Origin of the sequence: Vibrio aestuarianus, from assembly GCF_012395185.1 — a bacterium.
In the GTDB taxonomy this organism is placed as follows: Bacteria; Pseudomonadota; Gammaproteobacteria; order Enterobacterales; family Vibrionaceae; genus Vibrio; species Vibrio aestuarianus.
This window is the reverse complement of record NZ_JAAZTU010000019.1, coordinates 33,268-52,000: the sequence shown is the minus strand read 5'-3', so window position 1 is coordinate 52,000 and position 18,733 is coordinate 33,268. Positions and strand designations below refer to the sequence as shown.

Genomic DNA, 18,733 nt, shown 5'->3' with positions numbered 1-18,733 from the left:
AACTGCAGCTTCGGCTGCAGCTATTGTCTTCAACTTAATGAAAATCCGCTAATTATTAGAAACGTCGGGAGGGCACGATGCCTCGATTTATTCAGATTTTACAAATTGCGATAGCCGTTGTCGTCGGTGCCTTTATTGGTTACGACCTGATTTTACACGGCATCAGCATTTTTAATGAGAAGTACGTAACGATAACTTGCGTACTATGGTTTATTTTAGAAATTGCTTTGTTTGTGATCTACAAACTGATTGAAGAAGACTGAGTTCTACGCTTTCCAAGAGTGGGCCTTTCGAGGTTATATCTTGAACAAGATATAAGCCCAAAGATAGGTATTGTCTTTATGTAGCAACAACTCTGGTTAAGCCTCTGATTTTATTCGGAGGCTTTTTTGTTCATCTCGTATTAAGATAGATGAATGCACAATAGCGCCAGTGAATAAATTGGAGTGGGTGAATGAAGCGAATTCGTCGAGAAGTGTCAGACTTAATCAATCGTGGGCTAGATTCTCATGTCAGAATTGCCGTTACGGGGTTATCACGAGCAGGGAAAACGGCTTTCATTACCTCGTTGGTTAATCAGTTATTGCATACCTCAACTCATGCGAATTTGCCGCTTTTGTCTGCGGCTCGCGACCGGCGTATTGTCGGCGCAAAGCGTGTCCCGCAAACGAATATGATGGTTCCTCGCTTTGCTTATGATGAAGCAATGCAGCAACTGCATAGTGATCCACCTCAATGGCCTACGCCAACGCGTGATGTGAGTGAAATTCGCCTTGCAATCAAATACAAGCCTCAAAAACGCAGCAAAAAATTATTAGGTCATACTTCTACGCTTTATCTCGATATTATCGATTATCCTGGTGAGTGGTTGCTTGATTTACCACTGCTTGAAATGACTTTTGAACAATGGTCTGAAAAGCAGTTTTCAGCATTAAAAGAGGTGCGTTCTTCCTTAGCACAACCTTGGTTAGACGCTTTGTCTGGGCTCGATCTCACTCATGAGTCGAACGAACAAAAGCTCGCGATGATAGCGAAGCTTTACACTGATTATTTGCATGAGTGCAAAAATGCGGGACTACATTGGGTGCAACCGGGGCGTTTTGTTTTACCGGGCGAACTTGAAGGGGCGCCTGTGCTGCAGTTTTTTCCGTGTGAAAATCCCTACGGTGAAAGAAAGGTAGACAAGCATAGCTATTATTCAATGCTGAAAACACGCTATGAGGAGTATCAAACTAAGGTAGTGAATGCGTTTTATAAACACCATTTTTCAACCTTTGATCGACAAATCGTACTCGTTGATTGTTTGACTCCATTGAATGAAGGTTACGAGTCGTTTCTAGATATGCGCAGCGCGTTAGAGCAGATAATGAATAGCTTTCGCTATGGAAGAAATGGGCTGCTTAAGCGACTTTTCGCTCCAAAAATAGACAAAGTTCTGTTTGCTGCAACCAAATCAGACCACGTAACACCAGAGCAGCACCCACATTTAGTGTCACTGTTACAGCAAATGGTTCATCCTGCTTGGCAAAGTGCCGCATTCGAAAATATTGAAATGAGCTGTATCAGCATGGCATCGGTGCAAGCAACTCAAACTGGTTTTATCAATAGCGGTGATACAAATATGCCCGCACTGCAAGGGGTTACTTTAAATGGTGAACCGCTTACCGTATTCCCTGGTGATGTGCCGAAAAAGCTACCGAGTAAAGAGTATTGGCAACAACAAGGATTCGAATTTACTCATTTTAGACCTAAGACTTTTAGTAGCGATGATCCGTGTCCTCATATTCGTTTGGATAAAGCATTGGAATATCTGATTGGAGATAAGCTGAAATGAGTGATTTTAAAACCAAGCAAGTATTCGAACAGCCGCTTAGTACCGAGCCATTGGCGTCTGAAGAGCTAACAGCGCAGCAGCAATTTACGAGCAGCGAGGCTTTTGTTCCTGTTGAAATTAAAGAGCAACAAGAAGAGGCTGAAGCTCAGCTAGAACAAGTCATCAGGCCAAGTAAAGGACGAAAGTGGTTGGCTAGCGGTTTGTTAGTCAGTTTTTCTGGATTAGTCGCATGGCAAGCGATTGATTCGGTGATTACTGCCGTTCAATCGGCAGATTGGTTAGCTTTAGGTTGGTCTGGTTTTATTACTGCCTTGGCATCGATAGGTATCGGTTCTATAGCCAAAGAACTTTGGAAATTACGCTCGTTACGTCATCACTTTAGTGTGCAAGAGCAGAGTGAGCTGCTTATTTTGTCAGATAGCGTCGGTCATGGTAAGGCATTTTGCCAAGCAATCGCTAAGCAGGGGGGGATTAAAACAGAAAGCCCCGCTTATGATCGTTGGATTAATAGTGTCAACGCATCACACAGTGATGCCGAAGTACTCGATATGTATGACGCGATGGTGTTGGCAGAGCAAGATAAAAAGGCGACTCGAATCGTTTCTCAATATTCAACGGAAGCGGCAGCATTGGTGGCAATTAGCCCATTGGCTGTGGCCGACATGCTGCTTGTCGCATGGCGTAATTTTAAGATGATTGATCAACTGGCCGCATTGTATGGTGTTGAATTAGGTTATTGGTCGCGTCTTAAGTTATTTAAAGTTGTATTGATCAATATGGCCGCGGCAGGTGCGAGTGAATTGGCTATTGATGCCAGCATGGATTTAATGTCGATGGATTTGGCTGGTAAAGTTTCAGCGAGAGCGGGACAAGGGCTTGGAGTTGGTATACTGACTGCACGTTTGGGGCTAAAAGCGATGAGCTTACTAAGACCAATGCCGTGGCATCAAGATAGAAAAGTAAAACTGAGCGCCATTCGCAAGCAGATTGTGGCTAAGGTAGCGACTTTAGTGGTGAAATAGTCAGCACTTATCAATAAAACTGCGTGAATGTGAACAGCAAAACATTAGATGACTTGACGCCTTACAAGGCTTGATAGAAACTACTGTCAACTTTTCCTGACACTTTCTATTAGGATTTTTAAGTGCGTCTTGAAGTCTTTTGTGAAGATAGACTCGGTTTAACCCGAGAACTGCTCGATATTCTCGCCTCAAGAAATATCGATTTACGTGGAATAGAAATTGATGTGAGTGGCATTATTTACCTCAACTGCCCTGATATCGATTTTGATACATTCAGTGAATTGATGGCGGAAATTCGCCGAATTTCTGGCGTGAAGGATGTCCGTAAAATTCAGTTCATGCCGATGGAACGTCATAATACTGAATTACTGTCGCTACTTAATAACGTTCCTGATGCTGTTTTTGCCATTGATCTAAAAGGGTTTGTCGATATGGCAAACTACTCTGCATTATCTCTATTCAATAAGGCAGAAAAGGAAGTGATTGGCCACCCCATATCAGCACTGCTTCCTGCATTCAATTTTTCTCGATGGATAGAAGGCAATAAAGTTCGTCAGCGTGAAGACATTGTTTTGGATGGTCTGGATTACATGATGGAAATGATGCCCGTCTACATTACGGGTGATTCCAAAGAGTCCACTTTAGCCAGTACCATGATGATGATCCGCTCCAAAAGTGCCTCGACTATTACGGATGATCACTTGCCATTGCATAACAATCTAGGCTTTGAACATTTTGTGGGTATTTCAAACCGTCACAAAGCACTTATTAGCCAAGCGAAAAAACTATCAATGCTCGAACAGCCTTTATTAATTGAAGGTGAGACTGGCACTGGTAAAGAAATGTTGGCGAAAGCGTGCCATAACCGTTCCCATCGTGCGGCATTCCCATTTCTGGTATTAAGCTGTGCTTCAATGCCTGATGATGTGGCTGAAACAGAATTGTTTGGTCATGCACCTGGCTCATTTAACCATCAGCAGGGCCATAAAGGGATATTTGAACAAGCAAATGGCGGTACCGTTTTCCTTGACGAAATTGGTGAAATGAGTCCCCATTTACAGATTAAACTACTGCGTTTTTTACAAGATGGCACTTTTCGCCGCGTAGGGGAAGAACATGAAGTGCATGTTGATGTGCGCGTTATTGCTTCTACACGCTATAAATTGGCTGACTTAGCTGAATCTGGTGCGTTTCGCGAAGATTTGTTCTACCGTCTTAATGTGTTAACGCTACGAATTCCTGCGTTACGAGAACGTTCAAATGATGTCCAACCACTGCTTGAACTGTTCATGGCTAAGCATATCAATAAGATGGGAATGAAGAAGCCGGAACTGGCTGAAGATCTTGTAGACCAGTTAGCGCTTTATCAATGGCCTGGCAATATGCGCCAATTAGACAACATGGTATTACGCGCTTTAACGGAAATGCCTGACAATGTCCTTAGTATTGATCTTTTCCATCTTCCACAGCTCGAAACGGTGACGGCAAGTAGTACTAATATCAATATCGACGGTTCACTAGATGACATCATGAAAGAATATGAAGCGCAGATTTTAGAGCGTTTGTATCAGTCGTTTCCCTCAAGCCGAAAATTGGCAAAACGCTTGAATGTCTCTCATACGTCGATTGCCAATAAGTTACGTGATTACGGAATTCGGAAAAATTAATGCACTCTCATAGTACGGTTGCACAAGTCTATGAAGTGGACGAGGACATTGTGCTAAGAACTGCTCAACCCGGCGATGCTGATATGATTGTCAGTTATTTTAATGCGAACAGAGCACATCTTCGTCCTTGGGAGCCGAAAAGGGAAGCGGCATTCTTTGACGTGAATGGTTGGCGTCAAAAGCTGATCAAACTGCATGAGCTGCACAAAATGCAACTTGGCTATTACTTGCTGATTATCGATAAAGTCAATAACGAGATGCTTGGAACCATTTCGTTTAGTAACATGTCGCGTTTCCCATTTCACGCTTGCAATTTAGGGTATTCACTGGCTGAACATGCTCAAGGTAAAGGTATTATGGGGCGTTCACTGCGTATGGCATGTGACTATATGTTTAACGTACAGAATATGCATCGAATCATGGCTGGGTATATGCCATCTAATAAACGCAGTGAAGCGGTTTTAATGAAAATGGGCTTCCAAAAAGAAGGTTATGCAAAAAACTATTTGCTGATAAATGGCAAATGGGAAGACCATAATCTCACCGCTTTGATTAATCCAGATTGGAGAGCAGATTAATGGATCCACGCTTAGGGCAACAGCTTGAGCTTGTGATGGAGCTAGATCGATTAAAATCGGTTTTAAGACGTACTCGAGTAAGATGTGCTGATGGTCGATTAGAAAATAGCGCTGAACACAGCTGGCATGTTGCTCTAATGGCTGTTTTGATGGAAGAACATTCAAACCAACCCGTTGATATAGCAAAAGTCATTAAAATGTTATTGCTGCACGATATTGTTGAAATTGATGCAGGCGATACCTTTGTTTATGATGTGGTGGCCTCGGCAGAGCAAGAAGAAAATGAGTTAAAAGCCGCGCAGCGATTATTTGCTTTGTTACCCAAGGAACAAGGTGATGAACTACTTGCTGTTTGGTTAGAGTTTGAAGCCGCACAATCGGCAGAAGCTCTATTTGCCAAAGCGTTAGATCGCATTATCCCCATGTTGCTTAATTTTCATAATCAAGGCCAAAGTTGGCTTGAACATGGCGTAACACGTCAACAAGCATTAACCGTGAATTGTCGTATTGATGACGGTTCACATGCGCTGTGGCAACATGCACAGCAAATGATAGAACAAGCAACCTTAAATGGTTGGTTAAAACCTTAAGGAAATTCAATGTCTTATTTGCCTTTGGACCAATACCAAAGAAAATGGATTTTCACACACAACTCAATGCCAGTTTCAGAGCAAGATTTGGCTCAAATAAAGCCAATGTCTCAGGCTAGATCTGCCCAATTTTGGATTGAAAATATTAGCGCACAAAGCCCTGATTCTGAGCGACTCAGTTCTCAAGATTGGCCTTGTAAAAAAGATAGCTGGACAAACAATACCAGTTGGATGAGTGAATGGGAAAGTGATGATGAAAGTATGCCGCAGCTCATTTTAGACCATATTGATTGGCAAGATGATGTAACAGTGTACTTTTGTTATGAAAAATACAATGTGATTGAAACCAAGTGGGTCACATTTAAGAAACATTGGAAGAATTTTTTATTCTACGACGATGGCCCTATCTTACTAGGTCGACGACGTTCACAAGCATTGTGGTTTAATTCAAACGGCCAAGTTAAACTCGGTAATAGAAAATGATAAAAAAAAGCAGCCTCGGCTGCTTTTTTGGTGATAGGCATTGTGAGCTATTTCTTGGTTGACAAGGTGCTCCCCATTGAAGCGGTAATGATCATGGTTATTGCTAGCCATTGATTCACATTGAGCTGTTCATGCAAAATCAACAAACCAGCCAGAGCGGCGATTGCAGGCTCTAAACTCATCATGACACTAAAGTGCTGAGTAGTCAGCCGATTCAAGGCAACCATTTCAAGACAATAGGGTAAGGCACTGGATAGTATGGCGACTAACAATGCCATGGGTAATATCGACCAGTTCCAAATAGAGGCCTCGGCTAATGACACGCCAATGGGAAAAGCAAATAAGGCAGCAATACTCATGCCTATTGCAACCGTTGCACCACCCGAGCCGACACTGCCTGCTCGTTGCCCGAACCAAATATACAAAGCCCAGCAACCTCCGGCTGCAAGCGCTAACATAACACCAATCGGGTCAAGAGCATCAACACCGGTTAAGTCCGGTAATAAGAAGATGATCCCTAAAATAGCCAATGTGACCCAAATAAAATCGCGTTTCCGTTTTGACGAGAGTAGTGCAATTAGCAGTGGTCCTGAAAACTCAAGTGCAACACCAATGCCTAAAGGAATGCGCTCAATTGCGAAATAGAACATCAGTTGCATTCCACCTAAGCTGGCCCCATAAATAAACATCGATCGCCATTGGGTAAGAGAAAGCGTTAAGCGCCACGGACGAAAAATTAACACTAATATCAAAGCAGATAAACCAACCCTCAATGCTATAGTGCCACCAGGGCCTACTATCGGAAAAAGTTGTTTTGCGAGAGATGCACCAGACTGAATCGTCGTCATCGCTAAAAATAATGACAGTATGGCGAGTAGTATAGGAGATTTGATTGGCAAGATGTGCGCTCAACTCAGTATGGGAATGCGGCGATTATGCCCGAAAAATATGTTGGTTTATATATTCGGTAATAGAGAAAATTGGAGGAAGTTATTTTGTTATACAGTCACCGTGAGAGCTTAGAGTCTCACGGTGAACTTAATATTATTTTACGTAAAAACGTGGGTTAGCCGTTCCCCAAATGGTATACAGTTCAGGGAAAATTAGTTCGGCATTTTCTTCCATTTCAGTAACGGTAATTCGCTCTTGCTTCTGCTTGCCAAACAGAGTGACGTCTTGATTTGGTAGTATCCCTTTTATATTCGTAACATCAACTAACGTGGTGTTCATCGAGGTTACCCCAATAACTGGAGCTCGCTGTCCGTTAACCAATACATCACTGCGATTCCCCATTTTTCGTGGATAACCATCAGAGTAACCTACGGGTAAATTAGCTAAGACACTATCTCTCGTCACTCGGTAAGTACTGTCGTATCCTACAGTGCTGCCTTGTGGTAAATGATGAAGTGAGGCAATGCGCGTTTTAAATGAAATAATTGATGGATATTCAGGATTAGTAGGCAGATCACCATAAAACACACCGCCAGGACGAACCATATCGAGTTGGGCTTCAGGAACATTTAGAGCGGTGTATGAATTAGCAACGTGTAAAATCAGTTCACTACGTTTGAGCTTAGCTTGCTCAATTAACCAAGCTGAATGGGTATTAAAGCTGGCTAATTTGCTACGTATTTCGTCAGCATTGTAGTTTGGAAAGTGGGTCATTATCCCAACAATTTTAATACCGTCTTGGGTGGCGATTTCGACGGCTTCTTGTTTTCCGGCTTCGGTTGACATATCTATGCCATTACGTCCCATGCCACCATCATTTAATGCCAAATGTACTTTCAGAATTTTACCTTTCTGTTGACTCAACTGAGCCAGTTGCGCAGCTTGAACTTGGCTACCGATAAGCTCTTCAATATCTAATTCTATGCTCTGTGCGATTTCATCTAGGCTAGCAGAACGAACTCGGAGCAACTGGCCTTTAAAACCACTTTCTCGGACAGCTCTTGCTTCTCCATTACTTGTAATCGCAATACATGGAATTTCTTGAGCAAGAATGGTTGGCATTAAACCTCGTATACCATTCCCATAAGCATCAGCCTTCATTACGGCGCATATTTTAGTACCCGTATTGATGTGGCTTTTAAATTGTTCAATATTTTGTTTAAACTGGCCGAGATCGATTTCAAGCCAAGAGTTGGACTGCTGAATGTCTTGAACCGATGGCTGTTGTGAACTTAGGCTTAAAGGTGCAGATGAAGCAGTAAAAGAAGGTAAAGCCATAGCAACAGAAAGTGTGAGAAAAGAAGCTTTTAAGTTCATTGAATCTCCCATTATATAGAAACTAGAAAGCCCCAACCTGGGGCTTTCTGTATTGGTAAGGTTGTAATTAGTGAAGCTTGAAACGCCCCATTGCATCTTGAAGTGTCACAGATAGTTGGCTGAGTTCCTTACACGCTTGTGCGGTTTGCTCAGAACCTTCCGCCACTTCTTGCGAAGCCACGTGGATATTTTCAATATTTCGACTCAATTCGTCGGCAACAGAATCCTGTTCACTGCACGCACTTGCGATTTGGGTTCCCATATCAGCAATCTGGGCAATCGATTTTTCGATGGAGAGCATTAACTGTTGCGAATGGCTACCTTGAGTCACACAAGTCTCGATACTGGCGCGAGAGTTCTCCGTTGCTTCTTTGGCTTGTTTGGCCATCGATTGTAATTTCTCGATGATGGTCGTAATTTCTCCTGTAGAAGCTTGAGTTCTACCTGCAAGGGTGCGAACTTCATCAGCAACTACCGCAAACCCTCGGCCGGATTCTCCTGCTCGAGCCGCTTCAATGGCAGCATTGAGAGCTAATAAGTTGGTTTGTTCTGCAATATTGCGGATTACATCAAGCACGACATTAATTTGTGTAGACTGCTTCTCAAGATCTGACACTGTTTCGCCCGTTTGAGTAATAATTGTAGCTACTTGCTGAATAGATTGAACCATATCTGCATTATCTTGAGCACCTTCTTGAGCTTTAGCGTTTGCATCCATGGCTTGTGATGCTGAATCTTCAGTATTACGCGCAACATCACCAACAGCAGCTTTCATTTGTGTCATCGCGGTAGCAACTTGTGTAACTTGATACTGCTGTTCTTTCATGCCTTTCGCTGATAAATCCGATATTTGAGTCATTTCTTCGACGGCACTGCTCAATTGAGTTACTGCTGCGATAATTTCTTCAATTAATTGACGTAGGTTGTTCTGCATTTTTTCGGAAGCGTCGGCAAGATCACCCAACTCGTCGTTTCCAATAGCATCGCGATCTATCTGATTAGCTAAGTTACCTTCTGCGATAGCATTAGCTTGGTCTACAACAATTTTCAGAGGACCACAAATTAGACGAGTCAAAATCAGAGTCATTAAAAACATAAACGCAAAAATCGCAATATTACTGATGATAGCGGTGGTGTTTAAATTCGTTACGGACGCTAAAATAGTATCGCGGTTTTTATCCATCGCTTTTTGTAAAATAGCGATGACAGAGTCCATATCTGATTCAATACCTTGAAAACGAGTCAACGAGTTGGCTAATAGTGGATATGCCGTATCACTATCTGCTGCCATCATTGCGGTATTGAATTTTTCCATCGTCGACGTGTAATCATTCCAACCAGACATCAAGCGTCTAAAGGCTTGTTCTTCTTCACCCGGCCAAACGGTTTTGCCATACGCTTCTAAACTCGATTCGATCTCTTTACGAACCTGTTCATTGCGATTAAGAGTTTGTCTTACTTCTGCTGGGTCTTTTAGAAGTAAAACGGAAAATTGGGTACGACGCCAATAAGACATTTTGTCTTTGATGCTATCAACATTCTGCAGCGCAGGAAGGGTATCGTCTGTATAGTTAAGTAATTCATTCTTAACTTTTCCTAGTTCGTTGATAAGGAATAATCCGAAACCTAAGTTGATAATAGCGATGATGCTAAAAGCCAGCGCAATTTTTTTGCCAATGGAAAAATTTCGTAAGAACATGAATGAGTTACCTTTGATTCGTATTGCCTAAAACCGCCAAAGCGAGCAACATCCATTTAACGACAATGTGATCTAAATCCTGAAAGTCGCGCATGATATCATGCCATTAATAAATAAACGACGTTTATGCTATTAGATTAGTAGATGTTTTCGATGTTAAAAATAATTATTATTAATTTGTTGTTAATTTATTGTGGCTAAATACTCAGTAATTGATTGTAAACCTGTGCTGAGGATGAATGTGTAATTTGCAACCTAGCACACATTATTCACAATTGTTTCGCGCGTAATCTTTATTCATTGATCTAAAGCCAAACTTTGCATTGTTCGAATACCACATAATGGGACGCAGTTCGAAATTGGGCCTCGCTACAATTTTCGTATATAAATCAATACTCAGGAAGAGTTTTATATGGTACGTCCTTACTTAAAATTTATTCTCCCAATCCTTATTCCATTGGTCATTTTAATGCTGCCGGTATCGGCGTTTCCATTTGATGGGTTGACGATCATTCAGCAACGAGTGATTGCTATATTTTTACTTGCCGCACTTTGTTGGGTATTTGAACCTATTCCTATTTATGCCACTTCTGTTGTGGTGATCGTGTTAGAGTTGCTGATGCTATCTGATAAAGGCATATGGTTTTTCCGTCTAGAGGAAGGGCAGCCCCATTTCGGAGGTTTGTTGAAATACAATGAAATAATGGCGACCTTTGCCAGCCCTATCATCATGCTGTTTTTAGGCGGCTTTTTTCTGGCTATGGCAGCAACAAAATATCGCTTGGATGTAAACCTTGCCCGCGTGTTGCTTAAACCCTTTGGTCATAATCCTAAGTATGTGATGTTAGGTCTGATGCTGATCACCGGAATTTTTTCGATGTTTATGTCCAATACCGCGACCACCGCTATGATGTTATCGATACTAACACCGGTGATAGCTGTATTTGGTCCCAAAGATCCGGGTCGAATTGCTTTTGCTTTATGTATTCCTGTCGCGGCTAATATAGGTGGGATCGGAACCCCGATAGGTACACCGCCTAACGCTATTGCGCTTAAATATCTTGTTGGCGAAAATTTAATCACGTTTGGTGAGTGGATGGCATTTGGTGTGCCGTTTGTCATTATTATGATGGCATTAGCGTGGTTTCTAATTGGATCAATGTTCAAGGCTGAGCAGCAACATATCGAATTAACGATTAAAGGAAAGTTTCTAAAAACGCCGAAAGCGATTATGGTTTACATCACCTTTGCCTTAACCATTGTACTTTGGCTTATGGGTTCAACCCATGGCATGAATTCTTATACTGTAGCCTTGATACCTGTCGCTATCTTTTCGCTAACAGGTATTATCAATAAAGAAGATTTAAAACGGATTTCCTGGGATGTTTTGTGGTTAGTTTCCGGTGGTATCGCTTTAGGCTTGGCGCTTGATAAAACGGGTTTAGCGCAACTGATGGTTAACAGCATACCATTTGATCAGTTTTCACCTTACGTTGTTTTATTTGGTGCGGCATTCTTGTGTCTGACTATGGCCAACTTTATGTCTCATACTGCAACAGCAAACTTGTTGATGCCGATTATGGCAGCATTAGGGGCTTCTATGGCATCACTGACACCACTTGGTGGAGAGATCACCTTGATTCTTGTTGTTACATTCGCCGCTTCATTGGGAATGTCACTTCCCATTAGCACCCCTCCTAATGCACTAGCTCATGCAACCGGCCATGTACAAAGCAACCAAATGGCCAAAGTCGGCGTTATTCTTGGCATCGTTGGTGTATTGCTTAGTTTCTTGATGGTGTGGATTTTACATACCGTTGGTCATATTGGATAAACCTGTTATGGCGGATCAGAAATTTACGGCATTAATTGAGCGCTACTTTCACCACCCGCAGCGAATGGTCAAGCTTCCTGCGGGCAGCGTTGTGATTGAACAAGAAGGTTATAACGATCGACTTTACTATGTATGGTCTGGTGAACTTTCAGGCCACTACTCAGAAAAGGATGAGAGAAAAACCAAAGTGTTTACCGCAAGTGTGGGAGCTTTTATTGGTGTACACAGTTTTTTTTCTGGGACGTGGACAGCATCGTCAACTGTGATGGCCGAAACCGACGTCGAACTTGCGTGGATTGATCGCTCAACAACCGTGCTAGATGAAAAAGAATTTGGTCCTCTTACCGCGCAATTTACGCCTGTTATTGTTAATGAGCTTTCACGCAGACAGCGTCGTGCAACACAGGAGTCTCTAGCTAAAGAAAGAGCGTTAGAAAGACTTCATTCAGCTGAACAAATGACAACTTTAGGGCAGTTAGCCGCGGGTATTGCCCATGAACTTAATAATGCCATTGGTGTAGTAAGTAGTAAGTCTGAACGCTTGGAAATCTTGTTCATGGAGTTACTTGAAGAAGTACATCCTGAAGCCAGCCAGTTTTTTGATTTTGGTTTGCTATATGGCCAAAAAGTATCGTCTAGCGAAGCAAGAAAAAGAGGGTCTCTGTTTGAAAAAAAATATGCTTTGCCCAAAGCCATTGCTCGTGATTTAGCAAAAGCTGTTGCTGATGATTATTTGTCGGCACACTGGCTAAAGAATCCCCATCTCGCTATTCGTTATTGGCAAATGGGGAGAGACTTACATGATTTACGTTTAGCCTCTAAACATACAGTCGGAATCGTTAAGTCTGTTAAACAATTGGGGCGGACAGAAATAACCCAACAAGAAGAGTTCGATATTAACGATACCATTAACAGAGCTCTCGCTTTATTACAAAGTGATTTGCGTCGGGTTAGTGTGCGTATCAGACCTGCATCTCTTCCTATATTTAAAGGTTCACAAACCGAATTAGTACAGATTTGGGTGAACCTTATAAAAAACGCTTGTGATGCAATGCTTGAAACAGATAAGCCAGAAATAGAAATACAGACTAGGTTAAGTAAGCAACGTATATTAATAACGATTGCAAACAATGGGCCAGAAATAGATGAAACAACCAGACGTAAAATATTTCAACCTAGCTTTACAACAAAAAAAGGTGGGTTGTCGTTTGGCTTAGGACTCGGGCTATCAATAGTAAAACGTATTGTTTCCGGTTATGGTGGAAACGTAGCGCTGAAAAGTGATAGCGAGCGAACAATATTTAGAATCAAGTTACCAATTGAGGGCGATTATGGAGAAGCTTAATATTATTTGTGTCGACGATCAAAGGGAAGTGCTTAGCGCTATTTTGCAAGATCTTCAGCCGTTGGCAGTCTGGTTAAATATTGAGGACTGCGAGTCAGCACATGAAGTGCTGGACCTTATGGATGAGTTTGATGCACAAGGAGAGTATATCGCTGTATTGATCTCTGACCATGTGATGCCGGGTAAAACCGGCGTAGAACTGCTGACAGAAATTGCTGCAGATTCAAGATTTGCTAAAACTAAAAAAGTATTACTAACAGGGCAGGCAACCCACACGGATACTATTAATGCGATTAATACAGCAGGAATACAGCGCTATTTCGAAAAACCTTGGAATGCTAAAGAGCTTGTTCAAGCTGTTCGTACTTTAGTTACGGAGTTTATTTTTGATCAAGGTTTAGATTATACCGAATATCAGAGTGAGCTTGACCAAAATATTGTTTTTGAAAGGTTAAGATAGAAAAATAATGCCCAAATAACTTTAATGGCGGCAATTAAAGTTTTTGGGTGTTAATTTGTCAGGTTAAAATAACCGATGTGTTCTTTATCAGAATTTAAAACGTCACCTTGCTGAGTCGCTTCATCATATAAAAAATAGAGATGAAGAGTATCTAAAATACATTTTTCTTGGCTTAATATATGTCTTGTTAAAATATCGCTATTAAGTTGGTGTATTGATGCATTCCAGGTGTGATTTTGAATGTTAAAGTTAATGTTCATATTGTTGGCGTAATTTTGGTGTTGCTTTAGATTTAGCAAACCAGAAACGCTTTCTTCCAGTTGTACGAGAAATAATAAATATCCTTCAGATATAAAAAATTATTGTTTAGATGATAATTGTCAAAACGATTGTTTCAAAAATGGCTGAGTGTTCGAACGAGTAAAACAGAGAGAAACTAAGCGGAAGTTTGATAGAGAAGTTTGGAAAATGTAATCTAATTTGCGGGTTTTATAAGAGCGTTGGCTAGTCACCAACGCTCATACGCTTATGCGAAATTATTCAGCACGAACGTTAGCAGCTTGAGGACCTTTAGCACCTTGTTCTACAACAAAAGATACTTTTTGGCCTTCAGCTAAAGTTTTGAAACCTTCAGAAGCGATTGCACGGAAGTGTACGAATACATCTGGACCGCCATTGCTTTGAGAAATAAAACCAAAACCTTTAGTTTCGTTGAACCATTTTACTGTGCCAGTAGTTGTGTTAGACATGTTATGTCCCTTATAAAAAATTTAAAATACAGGTGTTGCTTTGAGACGAATTATTATAATGAGACTATGAAACTAGAGGACACTTAGAATTGAATCTGAAAGGGAACTTTGGCTTACTTGTTACATTAATAACCCTGTTCAACAGAGCGGATGCAGTTTCACATGGTGCAAGCTAAAAGTAAAGCATTTATTTAATATTTTTTATAAATAAAAAAACAAATCAGTTTCATACAGTTCGTTTGTTCTCTGAGCTGAACGACAGCGTGATCTATTTCTCACGTTGTATGTGCTTGCTGCAATGAACAGCTAACTTTAAGAGCCCACTTACTTTTTCTTCTTCCGTTTTTCCTAAACCGCTCAAAGTGTGCGCAGTGTCACTCCTGATATAGCACTGTGTTGTCTATTGTCAAACTAAGATACTTCTTTAGGGGTACGTTCTTTATGGGGCACTGGGTAGGCATATTAGGCGTTCAGTGAACTGTCGTTCAACCATCACCAGCATTTGTGAGGAATAATGAATATTAAAAAGAGAACAATAGTAGGACTTCTTGCTATTGGTGTAGTGATTGGCTGGCTAAGTCTTGGTGGTACTCATGCCATTTTAGAAAAGACTTCAAGTACTGAATTTTGCTTGTCATGCCACACCATGGATACACCATTTAAAGAGTACCAGGGCTCCGTGCATTTTAGTAATGCCAAAGGGATTCGCGCTGAATGTGCAGATTGTCATATTCCGACCGATACCATGGATTATTTGATCACTAAAATCAGAGCGTCGAAAGATATTTATCATGAGTTCATCACTAAGAAAATTAGTACGGATGAAAAGTATGAAACACATCGAGCGGAAATGGCAGAAACCGTATGGGCGCAATTGAAAGCAAATGATTCAGTTACCTGTCGTTCTTGCCATAACGAAGACGCGATGGAAACTTTTGACCAAACGGCAGAAGCGCAAAAAATGCACCAATATGGCATTGATAATAATCAAACATGTATTGATTGCCACAAAGGTGTGGCACACATACTGCCTGAAGTGAAAATGGATAGCCAAGCCTTGGCACACTTAGTAGATGAAGCGAGTCTAACGCCGCTAGATTCGTCCGTGGTATACGCTATGCAGGCTACATCTATGGGCGATTTGGGCACGATTAATCCAGCAACCCCACTAAAAGTGTTAAAAGGAGCAGACGGTGTTCGTACTATTGAACTGACGGGTTATCAAATGCAAGGCGCGGAACAAGTCTTGTATATGGGAGAAGGTAAACGTGCTGTTATTGCTATGTTGACTGAAGCTGGGCAACAAAAGCTGAGTGTAGGGACATACAATGAAGATGATTATGGAAATAGCTGGCGTCAGGTGACATTGGAAGCACAAATAGATACGCCTGTACTCGGTAAGATTGATTCTCTTTGGGCATATGCAGAGCAGTTAGACAATGTTTATTGTTCAACTTGTCACGCTAAGATTCCAAGCAATCACTTTACTGTCAACGCATGGCCTTCTGTAGCGAAAAGTATGGGTGATCGTACATCTATCACTAAAGAGGATTTAGAAATCCTGACCAAATACTTCCAATACAATGCGAAAGACGTTGTTGCCCAATAAGACATGATATAAGGATTCAGTGATGACTACTCTCACACGTCGAAGTTTTCTAAAAGGCGCGGGCGCAACCGCCAGTGCTATCGTGATTTCTTCTGTTGCCCCTATGCCTGTATTTGCTGAGCAGCGAAGTGGTTCTGCAGTATTAACAGCAGGTCGTTGGGGGGCAATGTTGGTTGAAGTTAAAGATGGAAAAATTGTTTCCTCGACCAATGCATTGCCACAAAGTGTTCCAAATAGCTTACAAACTTCCGCTCCAGATCAAGCGCATACCAAAGCGCGGGTGAAATACCCAATGGTGCGTAAAGGCTTTCTTGCGAACCCGCAAAAACCAGATGGAAAACGTGGTGACGATGAATTTGTACGCGTTAGCTGGGATAAAGCATTGAAGCTAATCCATGAACAACATTTACGAATTCGAAATAGCTATGGGGCTGAAAGTATTTTTGCAGGCTCTTACGGCTGGCGCTCCAGTGGTATTTTGCACAAAGCGCAAACATTATTACAACGCTATATGAGTATGGCTGGCGGGTACTCTGGTCATTTAGGTGATTATTCGACTGGAGCGGCGCAAGTAATCATGCCGCATGTGGTAGGTTCGATAGAGGTGTACGAACAGCAAACCACTTACCCGGTGGTTCTCGAGACGAGTGATGTTGTTGTGCTTTGGGGGTTAAACCCGCTCAATACCCTAAAAATTGCATGGAGCAGTACTGATGGGGCTGGTATTGAATTTTTTCATCAACTTAAACAGTCTAAAAAGACCATTATTGCAATAGACCCAATGCGTTCAGAAACCATTGAGTTTTTTGGTGAAAATGCACAATGGATTGCGCCGCATCCAGGGACAGATGTAGCAATGATGCTAGGTATTGCTCATTCTTTGGTTTCAAAGCAGCAACATGATATTGAATTTATAAATAAATATACAGCGGGCTATGACAAGTTTGAGGCGTATTTACTAGGCAAGACGGATGGCACCCCTAAAACTCCCCAATGGGCTGAGGAAATTTGTGGTGTTTCGGCAAAGCAGCTTGAATTACTTGGTGATATCTTTAGCCGAAACCGAACCATGCTGATGGCCGGTTGGGGAATTCAACGTCAGCAATATGGCGAGCAGAAACACTGGATGCTGGTTACATTGGCATCAATGCTCGGGCAAATTGGCTTGCCTGGAGGTGGGTTCGGATTCTCGTACCACTATTCTAATGGTGGTAACCCAACGAGAACGGCGGGGGTGTTACCTGCAATATCGGCAGCTATCGATGGAGCGTCATCGGCTGGGAATGATTGGGCAGTTTCAGGTGCGGTCAATAGTTTCCCAGTAGCTCGCATTGTCGAAGCGCTCGAAAACCCAGGGGGCAGTTACCAACACAATGGGCATCAAAAAAGCTTCCCGGATGTTAAAATGATTTGGTGGGCTGGTGGTGGTAACTTTACACATCATCAAGACACAAATCGTTTGATTCGAGCCTGGCAAAAGCCTGAGTTAATCGTAATTTCCGAACCGTATTGGACAGCGGCGGCAAAGCATGCGGACATTGTGTTGCCAATTACAACCTCGTTTGAACGTAATGATTTAACCATGACCGGGGATTACAGTAATCAGCACTTAGTGCCAATGAAACAAGTGATTGAACCACAATACGAAGCCCGCAATGATTTCGATGTGTTTGCGGATATGGCTGAGCTGCTTAAAGCTGGAGGTCGAGCGGTTTATACCGAGAATAAATCGGAAATGGAGTGGTTGGCTGGTTTTTATAAAGAAGCACAAAAGATTGGTCGCCAAAACCGTGTTGCGATGCCTAACTTTAGCTATTTTTGGAAACAAAACCAACTCATTGAGATGAAGTGGAATGAATCAAACGCTAAGTTTGTTCGCTATGCCGCCTATCGAGATGATCCAATTTTGAATCCGTTGGGAACGCCGAGTGGTAAAATTGAAATTTACTCTAGGACCATCGAAAGCTTCAATTATGCAGATTGTCCACCACACCCAACTTGGCTACCACCAACTGAATGGGTGGGAAATGCAAAAGATGGAGAATTGCAATTAATGACGTCGCATGCGGCGCACCGGCTGCATAGTCAATTGAATTATGCCAAGTTACGTGAGCTGTATGCGGTTGCTAACCGAGAGCCAATTTGGATTCATCCTGAGGATGCTAAGTCTCGTGGAATTCAAGATGGTGATTTGGTGCGAGCATTTAACCAACGCGGTCAGGTATTGGTTGGGGCTTTCATAACGGATGGTATTAAACAAGGCTCGGTATGTATCCATGAAGGAGCATGGCCAGATTTTGATAAGCCGCATGGCATCTGTAAAAATGGTGGGTGTAATGTATTAACGGCAGACATTCCTACATCTCGCCTCGCTAATGGTTGTGCTGGTAACTCCTCGATTGTGAAAATTGAAAAATACAGCGGAGAAGCTTTACCACTAACGGCATTTACGCCACCACAAGGCGTCTAGGGCTGCATACCGCAAGTTATCCATAGCTAAGCCGCCTTGTGCGGCTTTTTTTCATTCAAGTTTATGGTTCAGTGAAAGCAAGAAAAGAGGCTTAGATGCCTCTTTTCTCGTTAAAGATAATTGAT

The 18,733-nt window shown here is 42.0% G+C and carries 16 protein-coding genes; 12 read left to right on the top strand and 4 right to left on the bottom strand.

Features of this window, described 5'->3' with window-relative positions:
* Positions 1-77 precede the first annotated feature (77 nt).
* The 7 genes from HGG78_RS10735 to HGG78_RS10705 all read left to right on the top strand — a co-directional run bounded on the left by HGG78_RS10735 (position 78) and on the right by HGG78_RS10705 (position 6,174).
* A complete protein-coding gene (locus tag HGG78_RS10735) occupies positions 78-263 on the top strand; it encodes a hypothetical protein (protein WP_168522055.1) in 186 nt (61 codons plus the stop codon).
* Positions 264-454: 191 nt separating this feature from the next.
* Positions 455-1,834 (top strand): YcjX family GTP-binding protein, encoded by a 1,380-nt coding sequence (locus HGG78_RS10730; protein WP_172532882.1) that lies wholly within the window; start codon positions 455-457, stop codon positions 1,832-1,834.
* Positions 1,831-2,856 carry a YcjF family protein gene (locus tag HGG78_RS10725; RefSeq protein WP_172532881.1) on the top strand — a complete coding sequence of 342 codons (1,026 nt, stop codon included), beginning with the start codon at positions 1,831-1,833 and terminating at the stop codon, positions 2,854-2,856. The genes HGG78_RS10730 and HGG78_RS10725 overlap by 4 nt, the downstream gene beginning before the upstream one ends.
* A gap of 122 nt (positions 2,857-2,978) precedes the next feature.
* Entirely contained in the window at positions 2,979-4,523 is a 1,545-nt protein-coding gene (tyrR, locus tag HGG78_RS10720; RefSeq protein WP_053312294.1) for a transcriptional regulator TyrR, read from the top strand.
* On the top strand, positions 4,523-5,101 hold the full coding sequence (gene rimJ / locus HGG78_RS10715; protein WP_172532880.1) for a ribosomal protein S5-alanine N-acetyltransferase: 579 nt from the start codon (positions 4,523-4,525) through the stop codon (positions 5,099-5,101). The genes tyrR and rimJ overlap by 1 nt, the downstream gene beginning before the upstream one ends.
* The gene (locus HGG78_RS10710; protein ID WP_172532879.1) at positions 5,101-5,691 is read left to right on the top strand and encodes an HD domain-containing protein; all 591 of its coding nucleotides are present in this window, start codon (positions 5,101-5,103) and stop codon (positions 5,689-5,691) included. Before rimJ ends, HGG78_RS10710 begins: the two co-directional genes overlap by 1 nt.
* 9 nt (positions 5,692-5,700) lie before the next feature.
* On the top strand, positions 5,701-6,174 hold the full coding sequence (locus HGG78_RS10705; protein WP_053312291.1) for a DUF2947 domain-containing protein: 474 nt from the start codon (positions 5,701-5,703) through the stop codon (positions 6,172-6,174).
* 47 nt (positions 6,175-6,221) lie between these two features.
* On the opposite strand, the gene HGG78_RS10700 is transcribed toward HGG78_RS10705, so the two are convergent.
* The 3 genes from HGG78_RS10700 to HGG78_RS10690 all read right to left on the bottom strand — a co-directional run bounded on the left by HGG78_RS10700 (position 6,222) and on the right by HGG78_RS10690 (position 10,141).
* The gene (locus HGG78_RS10700; protein ID WP_172532878.1) at positions 6,222-7,073 is read right to left on the bottom strand and encodes an EamA family transporter; all 852 of its coding nucleotides are present in this window, start codon (positions 7,071-7,073) and stop codon (positions 6,222-6,224) included.
* A 145-nt stretch (positions 7,074-7,218) separates the two neighbouring features.
* Positions 7,219-8,442, bottom strand: coding sequence for an alanine racemase (gene alr, locus HGG78_RS10695; protein ID WP_172532877.1), 1,224 nt, complete (start codon positions 8,440-8,442; stop codon positions 7,219-7,221).
* A 67-nt stretch (positions 8,443-8,509) separates the two neighbouring features.
* Positions 8,510-10,141: a methyl-accepting chemotaxis protein gene (locus HGG78_RS10690; RefSeq protein ID WP_172532876.1), complete on the bottom strand. Its 1,632-nt coding sequence runs from the start codon at positions 10,139-10,141 to the stop codon at positions 8,510-8,512.
* A gap of 412 nt (positions 10,142-10,553) precedes the next feature.
* Between HGG78_RS10690 and HGG78_RS10685 the strand changes: the two genes are divergently transcribed.
* Genes HGG78_RS10685 through HGG78_RS10675 form a run of 3 tightly spaced genes read left to right on the top strand, consistent with a single transcriptional unit; the run spans position 10,554 to position 13,780 of the window.
* Positions 10,554-11,975, top strand: coding sequence for an SLC13 family permease (locus tag HGG78_RS10685; RefSeq protein ID WP_053312289.1), 1,422 nt, complete (start codon positions 10,554-10,556; stop codon positions 11,973-11,975).
* Between the two features lie 7 nt (positions 11,976-11,982).
* Entirely contained in the window at positions 11,983-13,320 is a 1,338-nt protein-coding gene (locus HGG78_RS10680) for an ATP-binding protein (RefSeq protein ID WP_172532875.1), read from the top strand.
* Entirely contained in the window at positions 13,307-13,780 is a 474-nt protein-coding gene (locus HGG78_RS10675) for a response regulator (RefSeq protein ID WP_053312287.1), read from the top strand. Before HGG78_RS10680 ends, HGG78_RS10675 begins: the two co-directional genes overlap by 14 nt.
* Before the next feature lie 536 nt (positions 13,781-14,316).
* On the opposite strand, the gene cspE is transcribed toward HGG78_RS10675, so the two are convergent.
* On the bottom strand, positions 14,317-14,529 hold the full coding sequence (cspE, locus tag HGG78_RS10670; RefSeq protein ID WP_010317961.1) for a transcription antiterminator/RNA stability regulator CspE: 213 nt from the start codon (positions 14,527-14,529) through the stop codon (positions 14,317-14,319).
* 514 nt (positions 14,530-15,043) lie between these two features.
* On the opposite strand from cspE, the gene HGG78_RS10665 reads away from it, so the two are divergent.
* Together HGG78_RS10665 and HGG78_RS10660 are read left to right on the top strand one after the other, a co-directional pair.
* Positions 15,044-16,138, top strand: a complete 1,095-nt coding sequence (locus HGG78_RS10665) for a NapC/NirT family cytochrome c (RefSeq protein WP_053312286.1) — start codon at positions 15,044-15,046, stop codon at positions 16,136-16,138.
* A 22-nt stretch (positions 16,139-16,160) separates the two neighbouring features.
* Positions 16,161-18,608 carry a trimethylamine-N-oxide reductase 2 gene (locus HGG78_RS10660; protein WP_172532874.1) on the top strand — a complete coding sequence of 816 codons (2,448 nt, stop codon included), beginning with the start codon at positions 16,161-16,163 and terminating at the stop codon, positions 18,606-18,608.
* Positions 18,609-18,733: the final 125 nt, after the last annotated feature.